The organism is Microbacterium sp. (assembly GCF_036566905.1).
Taxonomy (GTDB): Bacteria; Actinomycetota; Actinomycetes; order Actinomycetales; family Microbacteriaceae; genus Microbacterium.
In genome coordinates, this window is sequence record NZ_DATCVK010000011.1 from 38,993 (window position 1) to 61,286 (window position 22,294).

24 protein-coding genes and 1 pseudogene are annotated in these 22,294 nt (G+C 71.6%); 14 read left to right on the plus strand and 11 right to left on the minus strand.

The genetic code is table 11. The features are described from left to right. Positions 1-74: 74 nt before the first annotated feature. The 6 genes from VIP82_RS01340 to VIP82_RS01365 form a co-directional block, all read right to left on the minus strand. Positions 75-536 carry a DUF3237 domain-containing protein gene (locus VIP82_RS01340; protein WP_331905504.1) on the minus strand — a complete coding sequence of 154 codons (462 nt, stop codon included), beginning with the start codon at positions 534-536 and terminating at the stop codon, positions 75-77. After that, complete coding sequence (locus VIP82_RS01345; RefSeq protein WP_331905505.1) at positions 533-2,104, minus strand: acyl-CoA synthetase; 1,572 nt, start codon at positions 2,102-2,104, stop codon at positions 533-535. The genes VIP82_RS01340 and VIP82_RS01345 overlap by 4 nt, the downstream gene beginning before the upstream one ends. Before the next feature lie 65 nt (positions 2,105-2,169). Then, positions 2,170-2,622, minus strand: coding sequence for a MaoC family dehydratase (locus VIP82_RS01350; protein WP_331905506.1), 453 nt, complete (start codon positions 2,620-2,622; stop codon positions 2,170-2,172). 75 nt (positions 2,623-2,697) lie between these two features. Beyond that, positions 2,698-3,903, minus strand: a complete 1,206-nt coding sequence (locus VIP82_RS01355) for an acyl-CoA dehydrogenase family protein (protein ID WP_331905507.1) — start codon at positions 3,901-3,903, stop codon at positions 2,698-2,700. Between the two features lies 1 nt (position 3,904). After that, entirely contained in the window at positions 3,905-4,807 is a 903-nt protein-coding gene (locus VIP82_RS01360; RefSeq protein ID WP_331905508.1) for an amidohydrolase family protein, read from the minus strand. Between the two features lie 97 nt (positions 4,808-4,904). Then, positions 4,905-5,834 (minus strand): SDR family NAD(P)-dependent oxidoreductase, encoded by a 930-nt coding sequence (locus VIP82_RS01365; RefSeq protein WP_331905509.1) that lies wholly within the window; start codon positions 5,832-5,834, stop codon positions 4,905-4,907. A gap of 93 nt (positions 5,835-5,927) precedes the next feature. Here VIP82_RS01365 and VIP82_RS01370 point away from each other — a divergent pair, with 93 nt between their 5' ends. Next, entirely contained in the window at positions 5,928-6,392 is a 465-nt protein-coding gene (locus VIP82_RS01370; RefSeq protein ID WP_331905510.1) for a MarR family winged helix-turn-helix transcriptional regulator, read from the plus strand. An 85-nt stretch (positions 6,393-6,477) separates the two neighbouring features. On the opposite strand, the gene VIP82_RS01375 is transcribed toward VIP82_RS01370, so the two are convergent. The 3 genes from VIP82_RS01375 to VIP82_RS01385 form a co-directional block, all read right to left on the minus strand. Next, positions 6,478-7,722: an MFS transporter gene (locus VIP82_RS01375; protein WP_331905511.1), complete on the minus strand. Its 1,245-nt coding sequence runs from the start codon at positions 7,720-7,722 to the stop codon at positions 6,478-6,480. A gap of 178 nt (positions 7,723-7,900) precedes the next feature. After that, complete coding sequence (locus VIP82_RS01380; protein ID WP_331905512.1) at positions 7,901-9,085, minus strand: 4-hydroxybenzoate 3-monooxygenase; 1,185 nt, start codon at positions 9,083-9,085, stop codon at positions 7,901-7,903. A gap of 98 nt (positions 9,086-9,183) precedes the next feature. Next, complete coding sequence (locus tag VIP82_RS01385; RefSeq protein WP_331905513.1) at positions 9,184-9,936, minus strand: IclR family transcriptional regulator; 753 nt, start codon at positions 9,934-9,936, stop codon at positions 9,184-9,186. Between the two features lie 148 nt (positions 9,937-10,084). On the opposite strand from VIP82_RS01385, the gene VIP82_RS01390 reads away from it, so the two are divergent. From VIP82_RS01390 to VIP82_RS01450, 13 genes are all read left to right on the plus strand, one after another. Continuing rightward, positions 10,085-10,843: an IclR family transcriptional regulator gene (locus VIP82_RS01390; RefSeq protein ID WP_331905514.1), complete on the plus strand. Its 759-nt coding sequence runs from the start codon at positions 10,085-10,087 to the stop codon at positions 10,841-10,843. Positions 10,844-10,959: 116 nt separating this feature from the next. Beyond that, the gene (pcaH, locus tag VIP82_RS01395; protein ID WP_331905515.1) at positions 10,960-11,829 is read left to right on the plus strand and encodes a protocatechuate 3,4-dioxygenase subunit beta; all 870 of its coding nucleotides are present in this window, start codon (positions 10,960-10,962) and stop codon (positions 11,827-11,829) included. After that, positions 11,829-12,416, plus strand: a complete 588-nt coding sequence (gene pcaG / locus VIP82_RS01400) for a protocatechuate 3,4-dioxygenase subunit alpha (protein WP_331905516.1) — start codon at positions 11,829-11,831, stop codon at positions 12,414-12,416. The genes pcaH and pcaG overlap by 1 nt, the downstream gene beginning before the upstream one ends. Beyond that, positions 12,406-13,851: a lyase family protein gene (locus tag VIP82_RS01405; RefSeq protein WP_331905517.1), complete on the plus strand. Its 1,446-nt coding sequence runs from the start codon at positions 12,406-12,408 to the stop codon at positions 13,849-13,851. The genes pcaG and VIP82_RS01405 overlap by 11 nt, the downstream gene beginning before the upstream one ends. After that, entirely contained in the window at positions 13,848-14,333 is a 486-nt protein-coding gene (locus tag VIP82_RS01410; RefSeq protein ID WP_331905518.1) for an alpha/beta fold hydrolase, read from the plus strand. The genes VIP82_RS01405 and VIP82_RS01410 overlap by 4 nt, the downstream gene beginning before the upstream one ends. A gap of 17 nt (positions 14,334-14,350) precedes the next feature. After that, complete coding sequence (locus VIP82_RS01415; protein WP_331905519.1) at positions 14,351-14,641, plus strand: alpha/beta fold hydrolase; 291 nt, start codon at positions 14,351-14,353, stop codon at positions 14,639-14,641. Continuing rightward, complete coding sequence (gene pcaC / locus VIP82_RS01420; protein ID WP_331905520.1) at positions 14,638-15,039, plus strand: 4-carboxymuconolactone decarboxylase; 402 nt, start codon at positions 14,638-14,640, stop codon at positions 15,037-15,039. Before VIP82_RS01415 ends, pcaC begins: the two co-directional genes overlap by 4 nt. Before the next feature lie 38 nt (positions 15,040-15,077). Continuing rightward, positions 15,078-15,512 (plus strand): MarR family winged helix-turn-helix transcriptional regulator, encoded by a 435-nt coding sequence (locus VIP82_RS01425; RefSeq protein ID WP_331905521.1) that lies wholly within the window; start codon positions 15,078-15,080, stop codon positions 15,510-15,512. Between the two features lie 96 nt (positions 15,513-15,608). Continuing rightward, positions 15,609-16,976, plus strand: a complete 1,368-nt coding sequence (locus tag VIP82_RS01430; protein ID WP_331905522.1) for an alpha/beta hydrolase family protein — start codon at positions 15,609-15,611, stop codon at positions 16,974-16,976. A gap of 220 nt (positions 16,977-17,196) precedes the next feature. Continuing rightward, positions 17,197-17,964: a 3-oxoacid CoA-transferase subunit A gene (locus VIP82_RS01435; RefSeq protein ID WP_331905523.1), complete on the plus strand. Its 768-nt coding sequence runs from the start codon at positions 17,197-17,199 to the stop codon at positions 17,962-17,964. Continuing rightward, positions 17,961-18,653 carry a 3-oxoacid CoA-transferase subunit B gene (locus VIP82_RS01440; RefSeq protein WP_331905524.1) on the plus strand — a complete coding sequence of 231 codons (693 nt, stop codon included), beginning with the start codon at positions 17,961-17,963 and terminating at the stop codon, positions 18,651-18,653. The genes VIP82_RS01435 and VIP82_RS01440 overlap by 4 nt, the downstream gene beginning before the upstream one ends. A gap of 1 nt (position 18,654) precedes the next feature. Further along, positions 18,655-19,827: a thiolase family protein gene (locus VIP82_RS01445; RefSeq protein ID WP_331905525.1), complete on the plus strand. Its 1,173-nt coding sequence runs from the start codon at positions 18,655-18,657 to the stop codon at positions 19,825-19,827. A 133-nt stretch (positions 19,828-19,960) separates the two neighbouring features. After that, entirely contained in the window at positions 19,961-20,731 is a 771-nt protein-coding gene (locus tag VIP82_RS01450) for an IclR family transcriptional regulator domain-containing protein (RefSeq protein ID WP_331905526.1), read from the plus strand. Between the two features lie 35 nt (positions 20,732-20,766). On the opposite strand, the gene purU is transcribed toward VIP82_RS01450, so the two are convergent. Continuing rightward, positions 20,767-21,642: a formyltetrahydrofolate deformylase gene (gene purU / locus VIP82_RS01455; RefSeq protein ID WP_331905527.1), complete on the minus strand. Its 876-nt coding sequence runs from the start codon at positions 21,640-21,642 to the stop codon at positions 20,767-20,769. A 71-nt stretch (positions 21,643-21,713) separates the two neighbouring features. Then, positions 21,714-22,294, minus strand: a pseudogene (locus tag VIP82_RS01460) (glycosyltransferase); the annotation flags it as partial.

The following is a 22,294-nucleotide window of genomic DNA, read 5'->3' on the forward strand; positions in this document are numbered from 1 at the left end:
GCAGCGCCACCGCGGGTTGGCATTCCCGCGTTGCGGATCTTCGCCGCACCTCGTCGGCCGAGCCGCGGCGTGGGTCAGGTGACGCGGTAGGCGACGTACCGGACGCGGCTCGCCTCACGGATGTACGACGCGACGTAGACCGCGCGCTCGAACTCGGGGTGCGACGCGGATTCCAGCGTGAGCGCGGCGCGGAAGTAGTAGGCGTCGGGATCGACGTCGTCGCCGCCCAGCAGCGCCTCGAGCACCTCGGGGTCGCCGCTGCGCACACCGCGGGCGCGGATGTAGAGCAGCGACCCGTCGTCGCCGCGGGCGCTATAGCGGCCATCGATCTCGATGGAGCCGTCCGCTCGGACGGTCTGCCAGTCGGCGCCGCCGGCGAGGAGCGTGCCGGTGAAATCACCAGTGACGGTGCCACCCACCACCGGGATGATGCGCCGATGGCCGGCGCGCGTCATGCCGTGGTCCTCGAGCGGGCCGAGTTCGGCGACCACCTCGAACGCCGGCTCGAGCGACGGCACCGGCGGGATGCGCGTCATCGGCTCTCGCCGAACCGCGTGCGCAGGTCGGCCTTGCGCACCTTGCCCGAGGCGGTGCGCGGCAGCTCTTCCACCACGACGACGTTCTTCGGCAGCTTGTAGCGGGCGAGCACGCCGTCGAGGTGCGAGCGCACGATCTCGGTGTCGACCTCGGCACCCTCCTTGAGCGTCACCACGGCCCACGGCACCTCACCCCAGCGATCGTCGGGAACGCCGACGACGGCCACCCCCGAGATCCCCTCGATGTCGGAGATGAGGTTCTCGACCTCGGCGGGATAGATGTTCTCGCCGCCGGAGATGATCATGTCCTTCAGTCGATCGGCGATGTAGAGGTAGCCGTCGGCATCGAGGTAGCCGAGATCGCCCGAGCGGAACCAGTGGTCGTCGGTGAACGCGGCCGCCGTCGCCTCGGGCTGGCCGTGGTAGCCGAGGAAGACGTTGGGGCCCGAGATCTCGATCTCGCCGACGGTCCCGCGTGGCACGACGTCGCCGTGCTCGTCGGTGATGCGCACCTCGGTGAAGAAGTGCGGGAGGCCGACACTGCCCTGCTTCTCGCGGGTCATCGAGGGTGCGAGCGACGTCGCGCCCGGGGAGGTCTCGGTCATGCCGTAGCCCTGCGAGAACGACAGCCCGCGTTCCTCGTACGCGTTGAGGATGCGGGTGGGCACGGCCGACCCGCCGCACGTGAGCTTCTGCAGCGTCGAGATGTCGGTCGCCGCCCAATCGGGGTGGTCGGCCAGCATCTGGTACGTGGTCGGCACGCCACTGAGCATCGTGATGCCGTGGCGCTGGATCTGCGCGAGCGCGCGCCCGGGCTCGAAACCCTTCTCGAGGACGAGCGTCGCGCCCTTCAGGATCACCGGCAGCGCGCCCATGCCGAGCGAGGCGACGTGGAACAGCGGCGAGATCATGAGCGAGACGTCGGTCGAGACGACGTCGTAGTCGACGATGCAGTTGACGGCGACCCACGTGAGGTTGCCGTGGCTCAGCACGGCGCCCTTCGGACGCCCCGTCGTGCCCGACGTGTAGATGATGGCGGCGGGGTCGTCGAGGCCGACCTCGGCGACGGTGTGGCCGCCCGGGGCTTCGGACACGAGTCGGGCGAGACCGGGGTGCTCCGGCAGCCCGTCGCCGGTCACGATGACGTGGGCGACGCGCCCGGCCTCGATGCCCGGCATCGCCCGTTCCAGGAACTCCGGGTCGAGCACGACGGCGCGCGCACCGGAGTCGACGAGGATGTGCTGCATCTCGGGACCGGCGAGCCGCGTGTTCAGCGGCACGAAGACGGCGCCCAGCTGTGCCGCGCCGAACATGACCTGCAGGAACTGCGGGCTGTTCTCGCCGATGTAGGCGACGGCGTCGCCACGACGGATGCCGCGGTGCCACAGCACGGCGGCGACATGGTCGGCGGCATCCGCGAGCCGGCGATAGCTCAGCTCGTCGTCGCCGAAGACGACGGCCGTCTTGTCGGGGTCCTTCAGCCGCCGCTTGGCGAGCCAGAACCCGATTCCCTCGTGCATCGTTGCGGAGTCCTCTCCCTCGAGGAAGGTGGTCGTTTCGGGCCACATGGGCCTTGAGCCTTGTCTGGTCGCTGAACTTGTCGAAGGCGCTTCGACAAGCTCAGCGACCGGGGTCAGGCGTAGAAGCGGTAGAGCCCTCGCGCGACGACGGCGGGCTTCTCGCCGCCTTCGATCTCGATCGTCTGGTCGACGGCGAACTGGTAACCGCCGCGCACCTCGGTCACCTCGTCGATGACGGCGTTCATGCGCACGCGGGACCCGACGGCGACGGGCGAGACGAAGCGCACCTTGTCGAGGCCGTAGTTCACGCGGGTCGTCACGCCGGTGACGTCGAACAGCTCCGACCAGAACTTCACGGTGAGCGACAGCGTCAGGAACCCGTGGGCGATGGGCCCGCCGAAGGGGCCGTCGGCCGCGCGCTCGGGGTCGACGTGGATCCACTGGTGGTCGTCCGTGGCTTCGGCGAAGAGGTTCACGCGGTCCTGCGTGACCTCGAGCCACTCGGTCCAGCCGAGGTCGGTGCCGGCGAGCCCGGCGACGTCGGCGTAGTCGACGGTGGTGGTCATGGGTTCTCCTTCGGTGGGGTGGTGCTTCGACAAGCTCAGCAACCAGTCGGGGCGAGTCAGCTATCGGTGGGTCGATCACGTGAAGGCCGACGCGCCGGTGAGCGCGCGGCCGACGATGAGGGCGTTGATCTCGTGCGTGCCCTCGTACGAGTACACGGCCTCGGCGTCCGCGAAGAAGCGGGCGACGTCGTGCTCGAGCAGGATGCCGTTGCCGCCGAGCACCTCGCGCCCGAGGGCGACCGTCTCGCGGGCGAGGCGGGCCGTCTGCATCTTCGCGAGCGCCGAGTTCTCGTCGGCGAACGCGCCGGCGACCTCGGGGGAGCCGTCCTGCTGGAGCGACAGCTGCACGACGAGGGCGAGCGACGCCACGCAGTTGCCCAGCATGCGGGCGAGCTTCTCCTGCACGAGCTGGAAGCCGCCGATCGGCCGGCCGAACTGGTGCCGCTCGCGCACGTAGCGCACGGCGGCGTCGAGGACGCCTGCCTGGAGCCCGGCGGCGATCCAGGCGACGTCGGCGCGCATGGCCCGGAGAATGCGCGCCACATCCGCCCACCCGTTCACGTTCTGCAGCCGTGACTCCTCGAGGACACTCACCCCGTCGAGCGTGATGAGGGCGTTCTGCATCGGTCGCAGCGAGACCTTGCCGCCGATGGTCTCGAGGCGAACCCCCTCGGCCCCGGTCGGGACAAGGAACGCCTTGACCGCGCGGTCGTCGACGTCGCGCGCGAAGACGACGAGGACATCGGATGCCGCCGCCCCGCCGATCCACTTCTTGCGGCCGTCGAGCACCCAGCCGTCGCCCACGCGCCGGGCACTGGTGGCGAGTCCGCCGGCGATGTCGGAGCCGTGCTCGGGCTCGGTGAGTGCGAACACACCCTTGAGCTCGAAGCTCCGCACGCGCGGATCGAGGGCGGCTGCCTGCGCGGGCGATCCGCCGAGGGCGATCGCCGTCCGGAAGAGGCCGGACTGGGCGTTGTAGAGGGTGGCGACCGAGACGTCGGTGCGCGCCAGCACGTAGTTGCGGAACCCCGAGTAGACGCTCGACGACGCCTCGGCGGGATCCATCCCCTCCGGTTGCATGAGATCGAGCGGGATGAGCGCGTCGAGTACCTCTGGCGGCATGGTGGCCGTCTCCCACGCGTCGGCGAGGAGGGGGCGGATGTCGCGGGCCAGGGCGGTCTGCAGCCGCCCGAGCGTCGCGCGTGCGGCGGGGCTCAGCCGAGCGGCAGCGATCGCGTACGGGTCGAACCCGAACGTCGCATCCGCCTCGAGCGCCGGCATGTCAGCCGCCGAGTCCGAGGAGTCGCACGGCGTTGTCCTTGAGGATGCCCGGCAGCGCCTCTGCCTTGAAGCGCGGGGCGCCCGAAGCGGTGGGCAGGTCGGCGTCCCGCAGCCAGCGGTCGGGCGTGAGCAGCGGGAAGTCCGAGCCGAAGAGCACGCGGTTCTTGAGGTACGAGTTGGCGGCGCGCACGAGCGACTCGGGGAAGTACTTCGGGCTCCAGCCCGACAGGTCGATCCACGTGTTGTGCTTGTGCGTCGCGACGGAGAGGGCCTCGTCCTGCCACGGCACCGACGGGTGCGCCATGATGATCTGCAGCTCGGGGAACCGGGCCGCGACAGGGTCGAGCAGCATCGGGTTGGACAGGCCGAGCAGCAGGCCGCGCCCGCCCGGAAGACCCGCGCCGATCCCGGTCTGGCCGGTGTGGAAGAGCGCGACGACGCCCGCGTTCTGCAGTGTCTCGTACAGCGCGGAGTGCGCGGCGTCGGACGGGTCGAAGCCCTGCACGGTGGGATGGAACTTGAATCCGCGCACGCCGTGGTCCTCGATGAGGCGGCGCGCATCGTCGACCGCGGTCGGCTTCAGCGGGTCGACCGAGCCGAACGGAATCAGCACGTCGTTGTTGCGAGCGGCTCCCTCGGCGATATCGGCGCTCGAGATCGGCGACTGGCCGAGATTCGTCTCGGCGTCGACCGTGAACACGACGGCCGCCATCCGCCGTTCCCGGTAGTAGGCGGCGACGCCGTCGAGGTCGGGGTTCGGCCCGTCGGTGCTGAAGTACGCCGCAGCCGCATCGCGGAGGTCGTCGGGCAGCGACGAGTGACCGTGATGGTCGACCTCGATGTGCACGTGCACGTCGACCGCGGTGAGCGCGTCGACGTCGATCGCGGGTTCGTAGCGGGTCATGGCTGGTCCTCAGGGGTCGGTGGCCGGTCCCCTGAGCTTGTCGAAGGGTCCGTCGACAAGCTCAGTGACCGATTCCGGCGTGCTCGGGGGCGAGGCGTCACGGGCGCTGGAGCTCTTCCGGGAGCGGCGGGAACTTCTCGCCGACCGACTGCAGGTCGCCGGCCGCGTCGGCGAACCCGGTCGCCAGGTCGTCGTACGACCAGCCGCCGTCGTGGTACGCGGTCGTGACGGCCTCGGGGTGCGACCACACCTGCAGGCGGTCGCCGCCGATGCCGATGGCCTGCCCGGTGACGCCGGCGGCGGCATCCGATGCGAGATAGGCGATGAGCCCGGCGACGTCGTCGGACGTGCCGAACCCGAGGTCGTGCCGGAAGAACGCGGGCATCGGGTCGCCGGCGGCCTCGGCCTCGACCGCCGCGGCGAAGTAGGGGACCGTCGCGGTCATCGCGGTCGCGGCGACCGGGATCACGGCGTTGGCGGTGATGCCGGCCTTCTTCAGCTCCAGCGCCCACGTGCGCACCATGCCGACGATGCCCGCCTTGGCGGCCGCGTAGTTCGTCTGTCCGAAGTTGCCCCGCTGACCGGTGGGCGAGCCGATGCAGATGATGCGCCCGGCCACCTGGTTCTCGCGCATCCAGGTCGCCGCCTCGCGCACGCAGGTGAAGGTGCCGCGCAGGTGCACGTTGATGACCGTGTCGAAGTCGTCGTCGCTCATCTTCCACAGCACGGTGTCGCGCAGCACGCCCGCGTTCGTGACGAGGATGTCGAGCCGCCCGAACGTGTCGACGGCGGCCTGCACGAGCTGCTTGGCGGTCTCGGTGGGGCCGACCGGAGCGACGACGGCGACGGCTCGGCCGCCCTCGGCCTCGATCGAGGCGACGGCCTCGGCGGCGGTGGCCTCGTCGACGTCGTTGATCACGACGGCGGCGCCCTGGCGGGCGAGTTCCTGGGCGTAGGCGAGGCCGAGGCCGCGGCCCGAGCCGGTGACGATGGCGACCTTGCCGTCGAGGGGGGCGTGCGAAGACATGCGTGAACTCCTTCGTGTCGGGTCCATTGAAGTCCTAACCGTTGAGAAAGTCAATCATTCCGTTCATCCATGAAGTGGACTAGCATCGTGGCCATGCCGAAACCCGCCGACGCCGTCGCACCCGAGGGGCTCCGCTCGTCCGCCCTGACCGACGACGTCAGCTTCCTGCTCGCCCGCGCGAACGCCATCGCGCTCGCCGCGGGCAATGCCGCACTGGCAGAGCACGGGCTCAAGGCCCGGTCGTACTCGGTCCTCGTCCTCGCGTCGGGCGATGCCCGGCCCTCGCAGCGGGAGCTCGCCGAATTCCTCCGGCTCGATCCCAGCCAGGTCGTCAGCCTCGTCGACGAGCTGCAGGCACGCCGCCTCGTGGAACGTCAGCCCGATCCGTCCGACCGGCGCGCCAACGTCGTGGTGGCGACCGACGCCGGCCGCGAACTCGTCTCCGTCGCCCGCGAGTCCGCCCGGGCCGCCGAGGAGCGGGTCCACGCGCAGCTCAGCGCCGACGATCGCGAGACCCTGGGTGCCCTGCTGCGGGCGCTGGCCTTCCCCGACGAGTGAGCCGAGCACCGCTGTGGCCGGCGCTGAGGGGTCACGGCATACGGCGACGCGCGGTGGTATGCCGCGCCTCGTGACACCTGAAACCTCAGGCGCGGGCCGGCGGCTGGGGACGTTCCAGGACGTAGCGGTCGCGCCCGGCGAACACTCCGACGACCGTGAGTGCGGCCAGCACCGCGAGCACCAGTGCGAGGGAGGCGATCCAGTCGCCGGTGAGGCTGTGGAGCGTGCCGAAGGCGACCGGACCGAGCGCGGCGATCACGTATCCGACCGACTGCGACATGCCTGACAGGGCGGCCGACGCGTCGTGGTCGCGCGCGCGCTGCGCCATCAGCGTGAGCGACATCGCCAGCGTCGCGCCGCCGGTGAGTCCGATGAGCGACGCCCACAGCAGGATCGCGTCGGGCGCGATCATGAGACCCGCGACGCCCACGATCGCGAGCGACGGGATGAGGGCGGGCGCCCACCGCTCCAGGCCGCCGCGCAGGATCAGCGGCAGCAGCAGGCAGCCTGCGAGCGAGAACAGCTGGTAGACCATGACGTCGATGCCGGCGACCACTTCGGTGCGGCCGATCGACATCGACAGCGGGGCGAGCCAGGTCACGAACATGTAGAACATGGATGCCTGCAGGCCCATGTACACGGCGACCAGCCAGGCGATCGGGTCGCTCCAGATGCCCGTGCGGCCCCGCGGCGCGGATGCCCGGACATGGGCGTGCGACGCGCCCCGGTGCGCCCACCACCACCCGGCGATCGCGAACGGCAGCAGGGCGGCGCCCGTCACGAGGAGCGCGAACCGCCACCCGGCGGGGTCCCCGTCGAGGGGGATGTGCGAGATCGGCACCACGACCCCCGACGACACCGCGCCGAGCCCGGCGAGCAGCGCCGTGTAGGCGGCGGTCACCGCCGGGACGTGCGTGGCGAAGTCGCGCTTGACCACCGCCGGCATCAGCACGTTGATGATCGCGATCCCGATGCCGATGATCGCCGTGCCGACCCAGAGGCTGACGACCGGCCCCGGGATCGAGCGCACCAGCGTGCCGACCAGCAGGACGAGGAGCGACCACATCAGCACCCGTGGCTGCCCGAACCGCCGGCTCAGGTCGTGCGCGAGCGGTGAGAACAGCGCCCACGCGACCAGCGGCACGGCGGCGAGCACTCCGAGCGCCGAGACCGACATCCCGGTGTCCGCGCCGATCTGGTCGAGAAGCGGTCCGAGTCCCGTGATGGCCGGCCGCATGTTCGCCGCGACCAGGCACACGGCCACGAGCAGCATCGCGACCGAGGTCGTCCGCGACGGCTCGGACGGTGCGGTCCGCGACGATGAGGCCATGGGCACCGGACTATAGCCGAGACCCGCCGTGCGGCATCCGTCCATTCCCGTTGAGCGGCAGTCGCCCGGCGGGCGTACCTGCGCTGTTCGTACGCTTCGGCGGCTCATTCCCGTACGTGTGGCGCAAGTGAACCCGGGTGGAGCGAGCGCGGGGGCGGAGGCGGGAGGGGGACGCGGGTCAGGCGAGGCCCTCGAGCGGCCACCCGGTGTAGGCCTCGGCGAGGAAGCGGCGGCCGGCCTCGGACTCGACGACGGAACGCAGCTCACCGAGCTGGCGCAGGCGGTCGAAGTCCGACGCGTCGGGTGCGACGTGCAGCATGTTCGTCATCCACCACGAGAAGTGCTGGGCCTTCCAGATGCGGTGCAGCGCCTTCTCGGGGAACGCCTCGATGAGGCGGTCGTCGTTCTCGAGCAGCAGCGCCCGCAGTGCCCGCTCGAGCACCAGCACGTCGGCGACGGCGAGGTTCATGCCCTTCGCACCGGTGGGTGGCACGGTGTGCGCGGCGTCGCCGATGAGCGCGACGCGGTTGTTGAGCAGCTGGTGGGCGACGAAGCTGCGGAAGCGCAGCACGTCGCGTTGGAAGATCGGTCCCTCCTTCAGGGTCGTGCCGGGCACGCGGGCCTGCAGCGCCTCCCACAGCTGCTCCTCGGAGAGGGCGTTCGGGTCGGCATCCGGGTCGCACTGGAAGTACATGCGCTGCACCGTGGCGCTGCGCTGGCTGATGAGCGCGAAGCCGTTCGGCGAGTTGCTGTAGATGAGCTCGTCGGCGCTCGGCGGCGCCTCGCACAGGATGCCGAACCACGCGAACGGGTATTCGCGGAAGTATCCGCCGGTGTGCGAGCCGGTGACCGCCTCGCGCACGACGCTGCGGGACCCGTCGGCGCCGACGACGAAGTCGGCCTCGATCTCGAGCGGCGATCCGTCGGCGTCGGTCGCGATGAGGCGCGGGCGATCGGATGCCGCCTCCTCGACCCGCACCGCGGTCACGCCGAAGCGCAGGTCCTGGCCCTTGCCCAGACGCACGGCGATCAGATCCTTGAGCACCTCGTGCTGCGGGTACAGCCACACACCGCGGTCGACGAGCTCGGCGAAGTCGATGCGGTGGCCGGCACCCGCGAAGCGGAGCTCGATGCCGTCGTGGCGGTTTCCCACCGTGCGCACGCGGCTCGAGGCGCCGGAGGAGTCGAGCACCTCCACGGTGCCCTGCTCGAGGATGCCCGCGCGGATCGTCGTCTCGATCTCGTCGCGCGAGCGCTGGTCGATGACGACGGACTCGATGCCCGCGATCCCCAGCAGGTGCGAGAGCAGGAGGCCGGCGGGCCCGGCGCCGACGATGGCGACGCGGGTGCGGATCGTGGACATGAGCGTCTCCTTCGACGTTCGGAAGCGGGTGCCTCGGCCCAGTGTGGCCCCGCGGCGTCGGCGTTGCATCGGATTCCCGTTCATCGGGAAGTGAGGAGTCAGCGGCGGTCGGCGCGGAGTGCGGCCTCGATGCCCGCGGCGGCATCGCGCAGGGCTGCGACGGCGGCATCCGGTTCGGTCTCGCGAGGCAGCACCACCGACAGCGCGGCGACCACCTCTCCGGCGTCGCGGAGGGGGACGGCGACGCCGGTCGAGACCGCCTCGATCGAACCCGGCGCGACCACCACTCCGGCGCGGCGGACCTCGGCGAGCAGGCGACGCAGGCGTGCGGCATCCGTCACCGTCTCGGGCGCGAGGGCGCGCAGCGTGCCCGAGAGAACGCGCTCGCGCAGCGCCGCGGGCGCAAACGCGAGCAGCACGAGGCCGGACGAGGAGGCGTGCAGCGGCAGGCGGCCGGCGATGCGGGTGATGTTCGCGCCCGCGTCGGGATGCGAGAGGCGCTCGAGGAAGAGCGCCTCGTCCTGCTCGAGCACCGCGAGCTGCGTGTGCTCGCGGATGCGGGCCTGCACCTGCTCCATGTAGGGGAGCGCGGCCTGGCGCAGGCGGAGCGCGGCCGAACCGCGCAGGGCGAGCTCCCACAGGCGCAGGCCGAGGTGCACGCGGCGGTCCTCGTCGCGTTCGAGCAGCCCCGCGTCGACGAGCTCGTCGACGATCCGGTGCGCCGTCGACGACGGGAGCCCCGCGCGCCGCCCGATCTCGGCGGCCGACTGCATCGAGCGCTCGGCCGTGAACGTCTCGAGCACGCGCACGATGCGCGCCGTCATCGAGTCGCCGGAGGGCGAGTTGGCCATGCGCCCACTCTGCCATTGAGGTGCGCACGGCGCGTTTCGTCTCGCTCGTTCCTCGCTCGCTCAACGACCAGGCGGGAGGTGGCGGCCATTCGGCCCCGAGCTCGCTCGGACGCCGGGCCCGGCGGGTAACGTCGCTCGGGGAGGAAGCATGGCGGACGGCGAGGGCGTGCTCGAGCGCACGCTGCGGGTGCTCGGATGCTTCACCGACGACGACCCGGCCGTCACCGCGACGACGCTCGCGGCGCGCACCGGGCTCGCCACCTCGACGCTGCATCGCCTGCTCGCCACGCTCGTCGCCGAGGGCCTCCTCACGCGGGGCCCCGGGCACACCTATGCCATCGGCCCGCGGCTGTGGGAGCTCGGCGAGCTCTCGCCCCTGTCGCTGCGCCTGCGCGAGACGGCACTGCCGCACATGGTGCGCCTCTACGAGGCGACCGGTGAGAACGTGCACCTCGCGGTGCTCGACGGCGCGACCCCCGAGACCACCAGCGCGCTGTACGTCGGGCGCCTCACCGGCCGCCAGTCGATCCCGACCCTCAGCCGCATGGGCGGGCGCGGGCCGCTGCACACCACCGGCGTCGGCAAGGCGCTGCTCGCGACGCGCGACGAGAGCTGGCTGCGGCAGTACTTCCGGGCGCCGCTCGAGCGCGAGACCGTGAACTCCATCACGAGCGAGGCCGACCTGCGCGCCGACATCGCCCGCACCCGCGCGCTCGGCTACGCCACGACGCGCGAGGAGATGACGCTCGGCAACGTCTCGGTCGCCGCGGCGCTGCCCCGGGTCGAGGGCCTGCCGCCGGTCGCGGTCGGGCTGGTCGTGCACCTGGAGCGCGCCGACGAGCGCCGTCTGGGCCCGCTGGTGGTGCAGGCCGCGAAGGACCTGCACCACGACCTGCGTCACACCTGAGCGGAGAGCGGATGCTCGCCCGCGGCATCCGTGATTCCCACTGGGTGGGAATCTGCGACGCGGACCCGACGGGGCGGTGGGACCCTGGGACGACCCGAGTCGTCGAAGGAGACCTCATGACCGCGACCCAGCCCGATCCCCGGGGCGAGGAGGCGTTCTCGTCGTCGGTGGTTCTCGAGCAGAACGCGGCAGCGCCGGAGTCGCTGCTCGCCTCGCCCGACCAGCTGACACAGAACGAGATCACGCAGGAGATCATCGACTACCACGCCACCGCCGCGCGGCGCGAGGAGGCGGGGGAGCGGCAGAACATCAGCCTGCACGACTTCCCGCCGTACCGGTCGAGCCTGCTGCGCCACCCGACCAAGAACCCGAAGCTCGTCGACCCCGAGACGATCGAGCTGTGGTCGCCGGCCTTCGGCCAGCGGGATGTCGCCGCCATCGAGTCCGACCTGACGCTGCAGCACATCGGCGAGCCCCAGGGCGAGCGCATGACCGTCGAGGGACGCGTCCTCGACTCGTGGGGACGCCCGGTCGCCAACCAGCTGGTGGAGATCTGGCAGGCGAACGCCGCGGGCCGCTACATCCACCAGCGCGATCAGCATCCTGCGCCCCTCGACCCGAACTTCACCGGCGCCGGCCGCACGGTGACCGACGACGACGGGTACTACAAGTTCACGACGATCAAGCCCGGCGCGTACCCGTGGAAGAACCACGTGAACGCCTGGCGTCCCGCGCACATCCACTTCTCGATCTTCGGCTCGGGCTTCACGCAGCGCGTCGTGACGCAGATGTACTTCCCCGGCGACCCGCTGTTCCCGCTCGACCCGATCTACAACACCATCTGGCGGCAGAAGGACCGCGACCGGCTCATCGGGCTGTACGACCACGACCTGTCGGTGCCGGAGTTCTCGATGGGCTACCGCTTCGACATCGTCGTCGACGGCCCCGACGCCACCTGGTTCGAGCCCGAAGAAGGAGAGCACTGATGGCCGCCGACTCCGCGCGCGTGAAGCGCGACCTGGGCCCGAAGACGCACGAGGCCACGGGCGGGCAGACGGTCGGCCCGTTCTTCGCCTTCGGCCTGGACTACCCGAAGAAGCACGAGGTCGTCTTCCCTCACAGCCCCGGTGCGATCGTGCTCGGCGGCACGGTGCTCGACGGCGCCGGCGCGCCGATCCCCGATGCGGTCGTCGAGATCTGGAGCGCCGACGAGAACGGCGAGATCCCGCGCGCCCACGGCGCCTTCCGCCGCGACGACCACTCCTTCACGGGCTTCGGCCGGGCGGCGACGACGGATGTCGGCCGCTACGAGTTCTGGACCCGCAACCCCGGTCCGATCGACGGCGGTGCCCCGTTCTACTCGGTCGTGGTCTTCGCGCGGGGACTCCCCGACAAGCTCGTGACCCGCATCTACCTGCCCGAGCACGACGACCTGCTGGCGGCGGACCCGCTGCTGTCCTCGCTCGACGAGGAGGAGCGCGCTACGCTCATCGCGACGCGCCTGGCAGATGGCAGCCTTCACCACGACATCCATCTGCAGGGCGAGAAGGAGACCGTGTTCCTTGCCTTCTGACCGTGACCGGCCCCCGGTGGACGAGGGCCTGCTCTCGCCGGTGACCGTCGGTCACGACGAGACGGTGACGGATGCCGCGTACCTCGACGCTCTGGTGACGGCCGAGGTCGCGCTGGCCCGGGCCTACGGCGAACTCGGCCTCGCGTCGGCGGAGGCGGTCGATGAGATCGAGGCGGAGTTCGGCTGGCAGGGCGGCCTGCGCGGCTGCCCCGACCACGGCGTGGACCTGGCGGCGCTGGCGGCGGCATCCGTGGCAGGGGGGAACCCCGTGATCCCCCTCGTCGCACGGCTCAAGGAGCGCGTGTCGGACGACGCTCGAGCGTGGGTGCACCGCGGTGCGACGAGCCAGGACATCGTCGACACCGCCGTGATGCTGCTCGCCCGCAACGCGACCAGCAAGGTCGTCGCCGCGCTCGCGCACACCGAGGTCTCGCTGCGCTCGCTCGCGCGTTCCCGTCGCGACGAGGTGGCCGCCGCCCGCACGCTCACCCAGCACGCGGTGCCGACGACCGTGGGCCTCCGCGCAGCGGCATGGCTGCGAGGGGTGGCGCGTGCCAAGGAGCGCGTCCAGGCGGTGGAGCAGCACCTGCCGGCGCAGCTGGGCGGTGCCGCCGGCACGCTCGCGTCGTTCGTCGAGATCGCCGGACCCGGGGCGGCCGCCGACCTGCCCGCCGTGTTCGCGCGCGAGCTCGGGCTCGCGGCGCCCGATGCGCCCTGGCACACGACTCGCTGGCCCATCACCGAGCTCGGCGACGCCCTCGTGCAGGCGATCGACGCGGTCGGCAAGATCGCGGGGGATGTCGCGACCCTCAGTCGCACCGAGATCGGCGAGCTCGCCGAGGGCTCGGGCGGCGGGTCGTCGGCGATGCCGCAGAAGCGCAATCCCGCGGCATCCGTCCTCATCCGCTCCGCCGCGCTGCGCGCGCCGCAGCTGGGTGCGACGCTGCACCTCGCGTCCGCGCTCGCGGCCGACGAGCGGCCCGACGGCGCCTGGCACGCGGAGTGGCCGACGCTCCGGGAGCTGCTGCGTCTGGCGCTCGGCGCGACGGCCCATGCGTCTGCACTCGTGGCCGACCTGCACGTCGACACCGACGCCGTGGCGCGCAACCTCCGCGCGACCGGCGGGCTCATCGTGGCCGAGCGGCTCTCGCTCGTGCTCGGCCCCCTGGCGGGCACCGAGGCCGTGTCGCGCCTCGTGTCGGATGCGGCCGCGGGCGGCGACCTGGCGTCGGCGCTGGCTGCCTCGCCCGACGTGATCGCGCTCGCCGCCGAGCGCGGCGCGACACCGCGGGCCTTCGTCGCCGATCTGCTCGATCCGGCGAACTACACCGGCCTGGCCGGAGCTCTCGTGGACGACGCGGTCGCGCTTCCCGGCCGGTCCGGCGCACGTGACGCGCCCCGCACCCCGCTCTCGGACCAGGAGGAGAACCCGTGACCCTTCCCGCCATCGCCGTCACCGCAGCCGTGGGGCCTTCGACGGGCTCGGGCACCGACGCGCCGACTCTCGTCCTCGGGCCGTCGCTCGGCACCTCGACGCTGCTGTGGGAGCGCGTGATCCCGGCACTCGCCGAGCGGTATCGGGTCGTGGCGTGGGACCTTCCCGGCCACGGCGCCGCCCGGGCGGCGACCGAGCCGTTCACGATCGCCGAGCTCGCCGATGCCGTCGCCGAGGCGGTCGAGGGCCCGTTCCTGTACGCCGGCGTGTCACTCGGGGGCTGCGTGGGCCTCGAGCTGCTGCGGCGCCACCGCGACCGCATCGGCGCTGCCGCGATCATCTGCTCCGGTGCGGCGATCGGCGCACCCCAGGGATGCATGACCGTGCCGCGCAGGTGCGTGCGCAGAGCACCTCGAGCCTCGTCGTCGGATCGGCGCAGCGCTGGTTCGCGCCGGGCACGATCGCGCGCGACCCCGACCTGACCGGGCGCATGCTGCACGTGCTGCAGGACACCGACGACGAGAGCTACGCGCTGTGCTGCGAGGCGCTCGCCGCCTTCGACGTGCGGGACGGGCTCGGCGAGATCGCCACCCCGGTGCTCGCGGTCTGGGGCGATCACGACGGCGTCACGCCCGAGGCGTCCGCTCGCGAGATCGCCGACGGCGTGCAGCGCGGCCGGGCCGTCGGGATCTCGGATGCCGCCCATCTGCCGCCCGCGGACGATCCGGCCGCGACGGCCGCAACGCTGCGAGAGTTCTTCGACGCCGCCGTGCGCGAGCGTGCCGCATGAGCCGGCCCGCGGGTGAGGGCCTCACCGACGAGGAGCGCTACGACCAGGGGATGGTCGTCCGGCGCGAGGTGCTGTCGGACGCGCACGTCGACCGGGCGATCGCCGGCACGACCGAGCTCACCGCCGACTTCCAGGACTTCATCACCCGCGTCGCGTGGGGTGACGTCTGGTCGCGCCCGGGCCTCGATCGGCGATCGCGCTCGGTCGCCGTGCTCACGGCGCTCATCGCGCTCGGGCACCACGAAGAGCTGGCGATGCACCTGCGCGCGGCCCTGCGCAACGGACTGACCGTCGACGAGATCAAGGAAGTCATCCTGCAGGCGGGCGTGTACTGCGGCGTCCCCGCGGCCAACACGGCTTTCCGCATCGCCAAGGACGTGTTCGCGGAGGAACGCTGACGCCGTAGGCTTCATCGCATGACGGACCCGGGGACCGCATGACGGCCGAGCACGCGCCCCGGATCCTCTATCAGGTGAAGCAGGTCGAACTGGCGGTCCGCGGGCGCCTCGACGCGGTCGTCCGACCGCACGGCATCACCGTCACCCAGTACACGGCGCTCACCGTGCTGGAGCAGCACCCGGGAATGAGCTCGGCCCAGCTCGCCCGGCATGCCTTCGTCTCGGCGCAGGCGATGGAGGGGATCGTGCGCGCCCTGGGCGAGGCCGGGCTGATCGAGCGCGTCCGCGACGCCGACAACCGCCGGCGCATGACGATCTCTCTCACTGCGGCGGGCACCGCGCTGCTCGCCGTATGCCGGAGTGACGTCGACCGCATCGAGGCCGAGGCGTTCGCCGGCCTGTCGTCGACGGAGCGCTCGGCGCTCGGGCGATGGCTGCAGGATGCTCGACGCGCACTCGAGCAATCGACCTGACCCATTGACTCATCATCAGGAAACTTGATAATTGGTCCTAGCTCCGTCGCCGACGTCGGAGTCCCTGTCGATGATGACAACGGAAGGACCACCCCCATGTCCCCGCACGTACGCACCCGCGTCCTCGGCGTCGCAGCGGTCGCCGCCGGCGCGCTGCTCTCCGCCGGTCTCGTCGCCCCGCCCGCCGTCGCAGCCACCCCAGGCGAGTACTCCGGCTCGCTCCCCACTGGAACGACCTGGCTCGCCTCGGTGCCCTCGGACTGGAACGGCACCGTCCTGCTCTACAGCCACGGCTATCGGCCCTCGTTCGTCCCCGGCAATCCCGCATCCGTCGCCCCCAGCGATGCCACGAAGGCACTGCTGCTCGAGGAGGGCTACGCGCTCGTGGGTTCGTCGTACGCCGCGAGCGGCTGGGCGGTTCCCACCGCCGTCGACGATCAGCTGCAGTCGCTCGACGCGATGCTCGACCAGACCGGCCTCGATCCCGACCACATCCTGGCGTACGGCACCTCCATGGGCGGCCTCGTCACCGGCCGGATCGCAGAATCCGCGGGCGACGTCATCGAGGGCGCGATGCCCACGTGCGGGCTCATGGAAGGCGGTGTCGACCTGAACAACTACCAGCTCGACGGGGCGCACGCGATCGACCAGCTGCTGGCCCCCGCGCAGGACATCGACATCGAGGGCTACGCCACCCTCAACGACGCTCGCGCGGCATCGGCGGCACTGAGCGCGGCGGTGCAGGCCGGCCAGCAGACACCCGAGGGACGCGCGCGCATCGCCCTTGCCGCCGCCCTGTTCCACCTCTCGGACGGCGTCCTCGCCGCAGACGCGCCCACCGACCCCGCCGTGCTCCAGCAGTCGCTCTACGAGCAGCTGGTCGGCACCATCGGGTTCGTCACGCCGGGGCGCTTCGACATCGAGTCCACCGCGGGTGGCAACGCGACGTGGAACGTCGGCGTCGACTACCAGAAGCTCTTCGCCCAGTCCGCGGATCGCACGCTCGTCCAGGAGCTGTACCGGCAGGCCGGTCTCGACCTGGAGGCCGACCTCGCCACCCTGACGCAGACCGCCGACGTCGCGGCGGACCCGGGATCGGTCGAGACACTGCAGGAGTCGTCGGGACTCACCGGCGATCTGCAGATGCCCGTACTGTCGCTCCACACGCTCGACGACGTGCTCGCCCCGGTGCAGGTCGAGCAGGAGTACGCGGAGGACGTCCGTGCGGCGGGCGACAACAACCTGCTCCGTCAGTACTTCGTCGACCACGTCGGCCACTGCGTCTTCACGCCGGCCGAGATCGCGGCCGGCATCGAGACGCTGATGGACCGCGTCGAGAGCGGACACTGGGGCGGCCAGTCGGCCGAGCTCATGAACCGCCTCGCGGCGTCGCTGGATGACAGCGGATCGGCCTTCGTGCCGACGAAGCCCGGCGAGTTCCTCGCCGACCGCGATCGGCGCTGACCAGCGCGGATCGCCGCACCTGCGGGAGGCCGCACCCGAACTCCGGGTGCGGCCTCCCGCGTCTCTGTCGGCGCCGTCGCCGGTTCGGGGTCACGACGCGCGGCTACGCGGTGCGCGCTCCCACGTTTCGTGACACCCGAAGGGATGCCGAGCCGGCCCTGGTGCGCTAAACTGGCCGCAGAACGGACGACTGTTCGCACAGCGAACATGAGGGGATCGCATGATCGACAAGACCGTGGGCTCCGTCGCCGAGGCCGTTGCCGGCATCCGCGATGGAGCGACCATCATGATCGGCGGCTTCGGCCGCGCCGGGCAGCCGGTCGAGCTCATCGACGCGCTCATCGCGCAGGGTGCCACCGACCTGACGATCATCAACAACAACGCGGGCAACGGTGACGTCGGGCTCGCAGCGCTCCTGGCCAAGAAGCGCGTGCGCAAGATCCTGTGCTCGTTCCCGCGCCAGCACGACTCCTGGGTGTTCGACGGGCTGTACCGCGCCGGCGAGATCGAGCTCGAACTCGTGCCGCAGGGCAACCTCGCCGAGCGCATCCGTGCGGCCGGCGCCGGTATCGGCGGCTTCTTCTCGCCGACGGGCGTCGGCACCCAACTGGCCGAAGGCAAGGAGCTCCGCGAGATCGAGGGACGCACCTACGCGCTCGAGTACCCCATCAGGGCGGATGTCGCGCTGGTCGGCGCATATCGGGCCGACCGCTGGGGCAACCTGGTCTACCGCGAGACGGCACGCAACTTCGGCCCGATCATGGCCGCTGCCGCGACCACCACGATCGTGCAGGTCGACGAGATCGTGCCACTGGGTGCGCTCGACCCCGAGTCCGTCGTGACCCCCGGCATCTTCGTCGACCGGGTGGTCGCGGTGGGCGAGCGGCGGTGGCTGAGCGACGGCGCGTTCGTCGGGGGAGTCGACATCGAAGGGCGCCCGCTCGTGCGCGCAGACTCATCCGGAGAAGGAAACGAGGTCGACCAGTGAGCGCCACCGAGTCGTCGCCGCCGGCCACGCGCATCACGCGCGAGCAGCTCGCGGCGCGCATCGCCCAGGACATCCCCGAAGGCTCCTACGTGAACCTCGGCATCGGGGCGCCGACGCTCGTCGCCGACTACCTGCCGCACGACCAGGAGATCATCCTCCACACCGAGAACGGGATGCTGGGGATGGGGCCGTCGCCGGCCGCGGGCGCGGTCGACCCCGACCTCATCAACGCGGGCAAGCAGCCGGTCACCGCGCTCGCCGGATCCGCGTACTTCCACCACGCCGACTCGTTCGGCATGATGCGCGGCGGCCATCTCGACGTGTGCGTGCTCGGCGCCTTCCAGGTGTCGCAGGCCGGTGACCTCGCGAACTGGTCGACGGGAGCGCCGGGCGCCATCCCCGCCGTCGGGGGCGCCATGGACCTCGCCATCGGCGCGAAGAACGTCTACGTGATGACGGACCTGCTGACCAAGACCGGCGAGTCGAAGCTCGTCGAGGCCTGCACGTACCCTCTGACCGGCGTCCGGTGCGTCACGCGCGTCTACACGGACCACGCCGTCTTCGACGTCACGCCCGACGGCTTCGCGGTGCGTGAGGCGTTCGGCGACAATACGATCGAGCTCCTCGCCGAGCTCACGGGCCTCGCGCTGAAGCCGGCCGAGACCCACGGCATCCCCGAGGAGAACTGACATGGCCACCTACGTCTACGACGCCGTCCGCACGCCGTTCGGGCGCGCCGGCGGTGCCCTGTCGGGCGTGCGGCCCGACGATCTCGCCGCCATCGTGATGAAGGCGACGATCGAGCGCACCGGTCTCGACCCCGCCCGCATCGATGACGTCATCTTCGGCGACGCGAACCAGGCCGGCGAGGACAACCGCAACGTCGCGCGCATGGGTGCGCTGCTCGCCGGGTTCCCGACGTCCGTCACCGGAGTCACCGTGAACCGGCTGTGCGCATCGTCGGTCGAGGCGGTCATCCAGGGATCGCGCGCGATCGAGGCGGGCGACGCGGACATCGTGCTGGCGGGAGGCGTGGAGTCCATGAGCCGTGCACCGTTCGTCGTCGAGAAGTCGGCGCGCCCGTGGCCCAGCGTCGGCAACCAGACGCTGTGGAACACGTCGATCGGCTGGCGCATGACCAATCCAAAGCTGCCGAAGCACTGGACGATCTCGAACGGCGAGTCGGCCGAGAAGATCGCGCGCGAACAGGGCATCTCGCGCCACGAGCAGGACGAGTTCGCGGTGCGCTCGCACCGGCTCGCCGCCGCGGCCTGGGCCGCCGGTGTCTACGACGGCGAGATCGTGCAGGTGCCGGACGCAGAGCTTGCGCGCGACGAGGGCATTCGCGACGACACCTCGGTGGAGAAGCTCGCCGGGCTCAAGGCAGTGTTCGCCGCCGACGGCGACGGCTCGGTGACCGCGGGGAACTCGTCGCCGATCAACGACGGCGCCTCGGCGGTGCTGCTGGGGCGCGAGGGCGCACTGTCCACGGAGCCGCTCGCGCGCATCACCGCACGCGCGGCGCATGGCGTCGATCCCGATGTCTTCCCGCTGGCACCGATCGAGGCCGCGAACAAGGCGCTGGCGCGTGCCGGGCGCACGTGGGCCGACGTCGACTTCGTCGAGCTCAACGAGGCGTTCGCGTCGCAGTCTCTCGCCGACATCCGCGGCTGGGGCGATCTCGACCCCGAACGCGTCAACATCCACGGCGGCGCGCTCGCCATCGGCCACCCCCTGGGCGCCTCGGGCGGGCGCATCATCGGCCACGCCGCGCACGAGCTGCGCCGGCGCGGCAGCGGTGTCGCTGTCGCCGCCATTTGCATCGGCGTCGGCCAGGGCCTCGCGGTCGTGCTCGAGCGGTGACCCGGAGGGGCGGTGGCACGAGCGCTGCAGATTGCTGCGAGCGCCGCGTCGTTCGGCGCAGCGCTCGCACGAAACTGCAGCACTCGCGTAGAAGTCGCCCGGGGTGCGGCGGGGGGACGGATAGGGTGGGCCGGTGACCGAAGCCTCGGGCAGAGACACCGTGCAGTCCCTCGCGCGAGGGCTCGCCGTCATCCGCGCCTTCGATGCCGACCACCCCGAGCTCACGCTGAGCGAGGTCGCGCGCCGCGCCGACATCACGCGTGCGGCGGCGGGCAGGTTCCTCCGCACGCTCGAGGACCTGGGTTACGTCCGCGGCCGCGACCGGCTCTTCGCGCTCACCCCGCGTGTTCTCGAGCTGGGCTTCAGCTACCTGTCGGCTCTGTCGATCCCCGAGATCGTGCAGCCGCACCTCGAGCGGCTGTCGCGCGAGGTCGACGAGAGCGTGTCGGCGGCGGTGCTCGACGGCGAGGACATCGTGTACATCGCGCGCGTGCCGACGCGCCGCATCATGAGCGTCCGCATCACGATCGGCACGCGGTTCCCCGCCTTCGCGACGTCGATGGGACGCGTGCTGCTCGCCGGGATGCCGGAGGCCGCCCGCGACGCGGTGCTCGCGGCATCCGCTCTGCCGGCCCTCACCGACCGCACGCGGACGAGCCCCGGCGCGCTGCGCGACGAGCTCGCGCGCGTGCGGGAGCAGGGCTGGGCGCTGGTGGACGGCGAGCTCGAGCCGGGCCTCCGCTCGGTGGCCGTACCGCTGCACGACCGACGCGGCGACGTGGTCGCAGCCGTGAACGTGTCGACCAGCGCCACGCGCGACAGCATCGACCACGTGGTGGCCGAGTATCTCCCGCCGCTGCAGCGGACCGCAGCGGCCATCGACGCCGAGCTGCGCCTGGTCTGAGGGGACGGATGCCGCGGCATCCGTCGGCAACCGCCTCAGAACACGATCGTGTGGTTGCCGTGGCGGATGATGCGGTCCTGCGCATGCCACAGCACCGCGCGGGAGAGCACCTGGCGCTCGACGTCGGCGCCGCGGCGGGCGAGCTCGGCGGCGGAGTCGGCGTGCGTGACGCGCACGGTGTCCTGCTCGATGATCGGGCCCTCGTCGAGGTCGTCGGTGACGTAGTGCGAGGTCGCGCCGATGAGCTTGACCCCGCGCTCCTTGGCCTTCCTATACGGCTCGGCGCCGATGAAGGCCGGCAGGAACGAGTGATGGATGTTGATCACCGGCACGCCGAGCTGTGACAGGAAGTCGCCCGAGAGGATCTGCATGTAGCGCGCGAGTACGACGAAGTCGACGTTGCCTTTGAGCAGCTCGATGATCTTCGCCTCGGACGCCGACTTGTCGGGACCTGGTGCGCCAGGCACGTGGAAGAACGGCACGCCGAACGAGCGGACGTCCTCGGCTGAGGTGGTGTGGTTCGAGATCACCATCGGCACGGTGACGGGCAGATCGCCGCGGCGGTGGCGCCACAGCAGGTCGAGCAGGCAGTGGTCCTGCTTCGACGACAGGATCGCCATGCGCTTGGGCACGGACTGGTCGGTCAGCGACCACTCCAGCTCGAACCCGGCCAGCGTCCGCGCGATCTCGCTCTCGATCACGGGGCGGTCGGCGGCGAATCCGGGCCTGTGGAACACGACTCGCTGGAAGTACGCGCCCCCGGTGGGGTCGTCGGAGTACTGGTCGAATGCGACGATGTTGCCGCCGATGCGCGTGATCATCGCCGAGACGGCGGCCACGATTCCTGGCCGGTCGCTGCCGTGCACGATGAGGCAGGCGTGGTCGGGCTTCAGGTTCGGTGAGGCGGGCACCGTTCGATTCTGCCGTGTCGCGAAGGTGAGGGATGCCGCGGCCCGGCGCGCAAGGCCGGCCAGGGAGCGCGTCACACGGACGAGACCGCGGCGACGCGGCTCACGCACTGCAGGGTGCCGAGGGCAGCCAGGGTCGACTCCGCCCCGCGGTTGTCGTTGCGGCCGGTCGGAGTGACGCCGTCGTATCCGGCGCCGGTCTCGGGGTCGAACAGCGCGATGCCGCCGTCGTTGCGGCCCTCGAACCACGCCCAGGCCGCGCGGAGCGGCGGCAGCCAGCGACCGTCGCAGGTCACCTCGAAGGCGCGCAGGCACGCCTGTGCGAGAGCTGCCGCCTCGATCGGCTGCTGATCGAACGCCGGAGCGGTGTCGCGCGGCCCTCGCCCGCCGACCGGTGTCAGCGACAGATGCCCGTCGGGCGCCGTTTCGGCGCCCACGAGGAAGTCCAGCAGCTCGAGTCCGCGGTCGAGGCAGGGGGTGTCGCTCAACGCGTGGCCGGCCGCGATCAGCGCTTCGGGGATCGCCGCGTTCGCGTAGCGGAGGCGTTCTTCTGGCCACGGCCAGCCGGGAGCGCCCGGGCCGCAGGCAGCGACGGCGTCGGCGGCGTCGCGCAGCACCCGGCGCGCAGCAGCCCCAGAGCCGGGCGACACGCGAG

Bases quoted from the DNA above. Each gene is read 5' to 3' on its own strand.
- VIP82_RS01390 (WP_331905514.1), top strand. From the start codon at position 10,085: ATGGCGGACGGCGAGGGCGTGCTCGAGCGCACGCTGCGGGTGCTCGGA.
- pcaH (WP_331905515.1), top strand. From the start codon at position 10,960: ATGACCGCGACCCAGCCCGATCCCCGGGGCGAGGAGGCGTTCTCGTCG.
- VIP82_RS01380 (WP_331905512.1), bottom strand. From the start codon at position 9,085: ATGTCCACGATCCGCACCCGCGTCGCCATCGTCGGCGCCGGGCCCGCC.
- VIP82_RS01435 (WP_331905523.1), top strand. From the start codon at position 17,197: ATGATCGACAAGACCGTGGGCTCCGTCGCCGAGGCCGTTGCCGGCATC.
- VIP82_RS01355 (WP_331905507.1), bottom strand. From the start codon at position 3,903: ATGCCGGCGCTCGAGGCGGATGCGACGTTCGGGTTCGACCCGTACGCG.
- VIP82_RS01365 (WP_331905509.1), bottom strand. From the start codon at position 5,834: ATGTCTTCGCACGCCCCCCTCGACGGCAAGGTCGCCATCGTCACCGGC.
- VIP82_RS01345 (WP_331905505.1), bottom strand. From the start codon at position 2,104: ATGTGGCCCGAAACGACCACCTTCCTCGAGGGAGAGGACTCCGCAACG.
- VIP82_RS01385 (WP_331905513.1), bottom strand. From the start codon at position 9,936: ATGGCCAACTCGCCCTCCGGCGACTCGATGACGGCGCGCATCGTGCGC.
- VIP82_RS01425 (WP_331905521.1), top strand. From the start codon at position 15,078: ATGACGGCCGAGCACGCGCCCCGGATCCTCTATCAGGTGAAGCAGGTC.
- VIP82_RS01445 (WP_331905525.1), top strand. From the start codon at position 18,655: ATGGCCACCTACGTCTACGACGCCGTCCGCACGCCGTTCGGGCGCGCC.
- VIP82_RS01430 (WP_331905522.1), top strand. From the start codon at position 15,609: ATGTCCCCGCACGTACGCACCCGCGTCCTCGGCGTCGCAGCGGTCGCC.
- VIP82_RS01370 (WP_331905510.1), top strand. From the start codon at position 5,928: ATGCCGAAACCCGCCGACGCCGTCGCACCCGAGGGGCTCCGCTCGTCC.
- VIP82_RS01350 (WP_331905506.1), bottom strand. From the start codon at position 2,622: ATGACCACCACCGTCGACTACGCCGACGTCGCCGGGCTCGCCGGCACC.
- VIP82_RS01340 (WP_331905504.1), bottom strand. From the start codon at position 536: ATGACGCGCATCCCGCCGGTGCCGTCGCTCGAGCCGGCGTTCGAGGTG.
- VIP82_RS01375 (WP_331905511.1), bottom strand. From the start codon at position 7,722: ATGGCCTCATCGTCGCGGACCGCACCGTCCGAGCCGTCGCGGACGACC.
- VIP82_RS01360 (WP_331905508.1), bottom strand. From the start codon at position 4,807: ATGACCCGCTACGAACCCGCGATCGACGTCGACGCGCTCACCGCGGTC.
- pcaC (WP_331905520.1), top strand. From the start codon at position 14,638: ATGAGCCGGCCCGCGGGTGAGGGCCTCACCGACGAGGAGCGCTACGAC.
- pcaG (WP_331905516.1), top strand. From the start codon at position 11,829: ATGGCCGCCGACTCCGCGCGCGTGAAGCGCGACCTGGGCCCGAAGACG.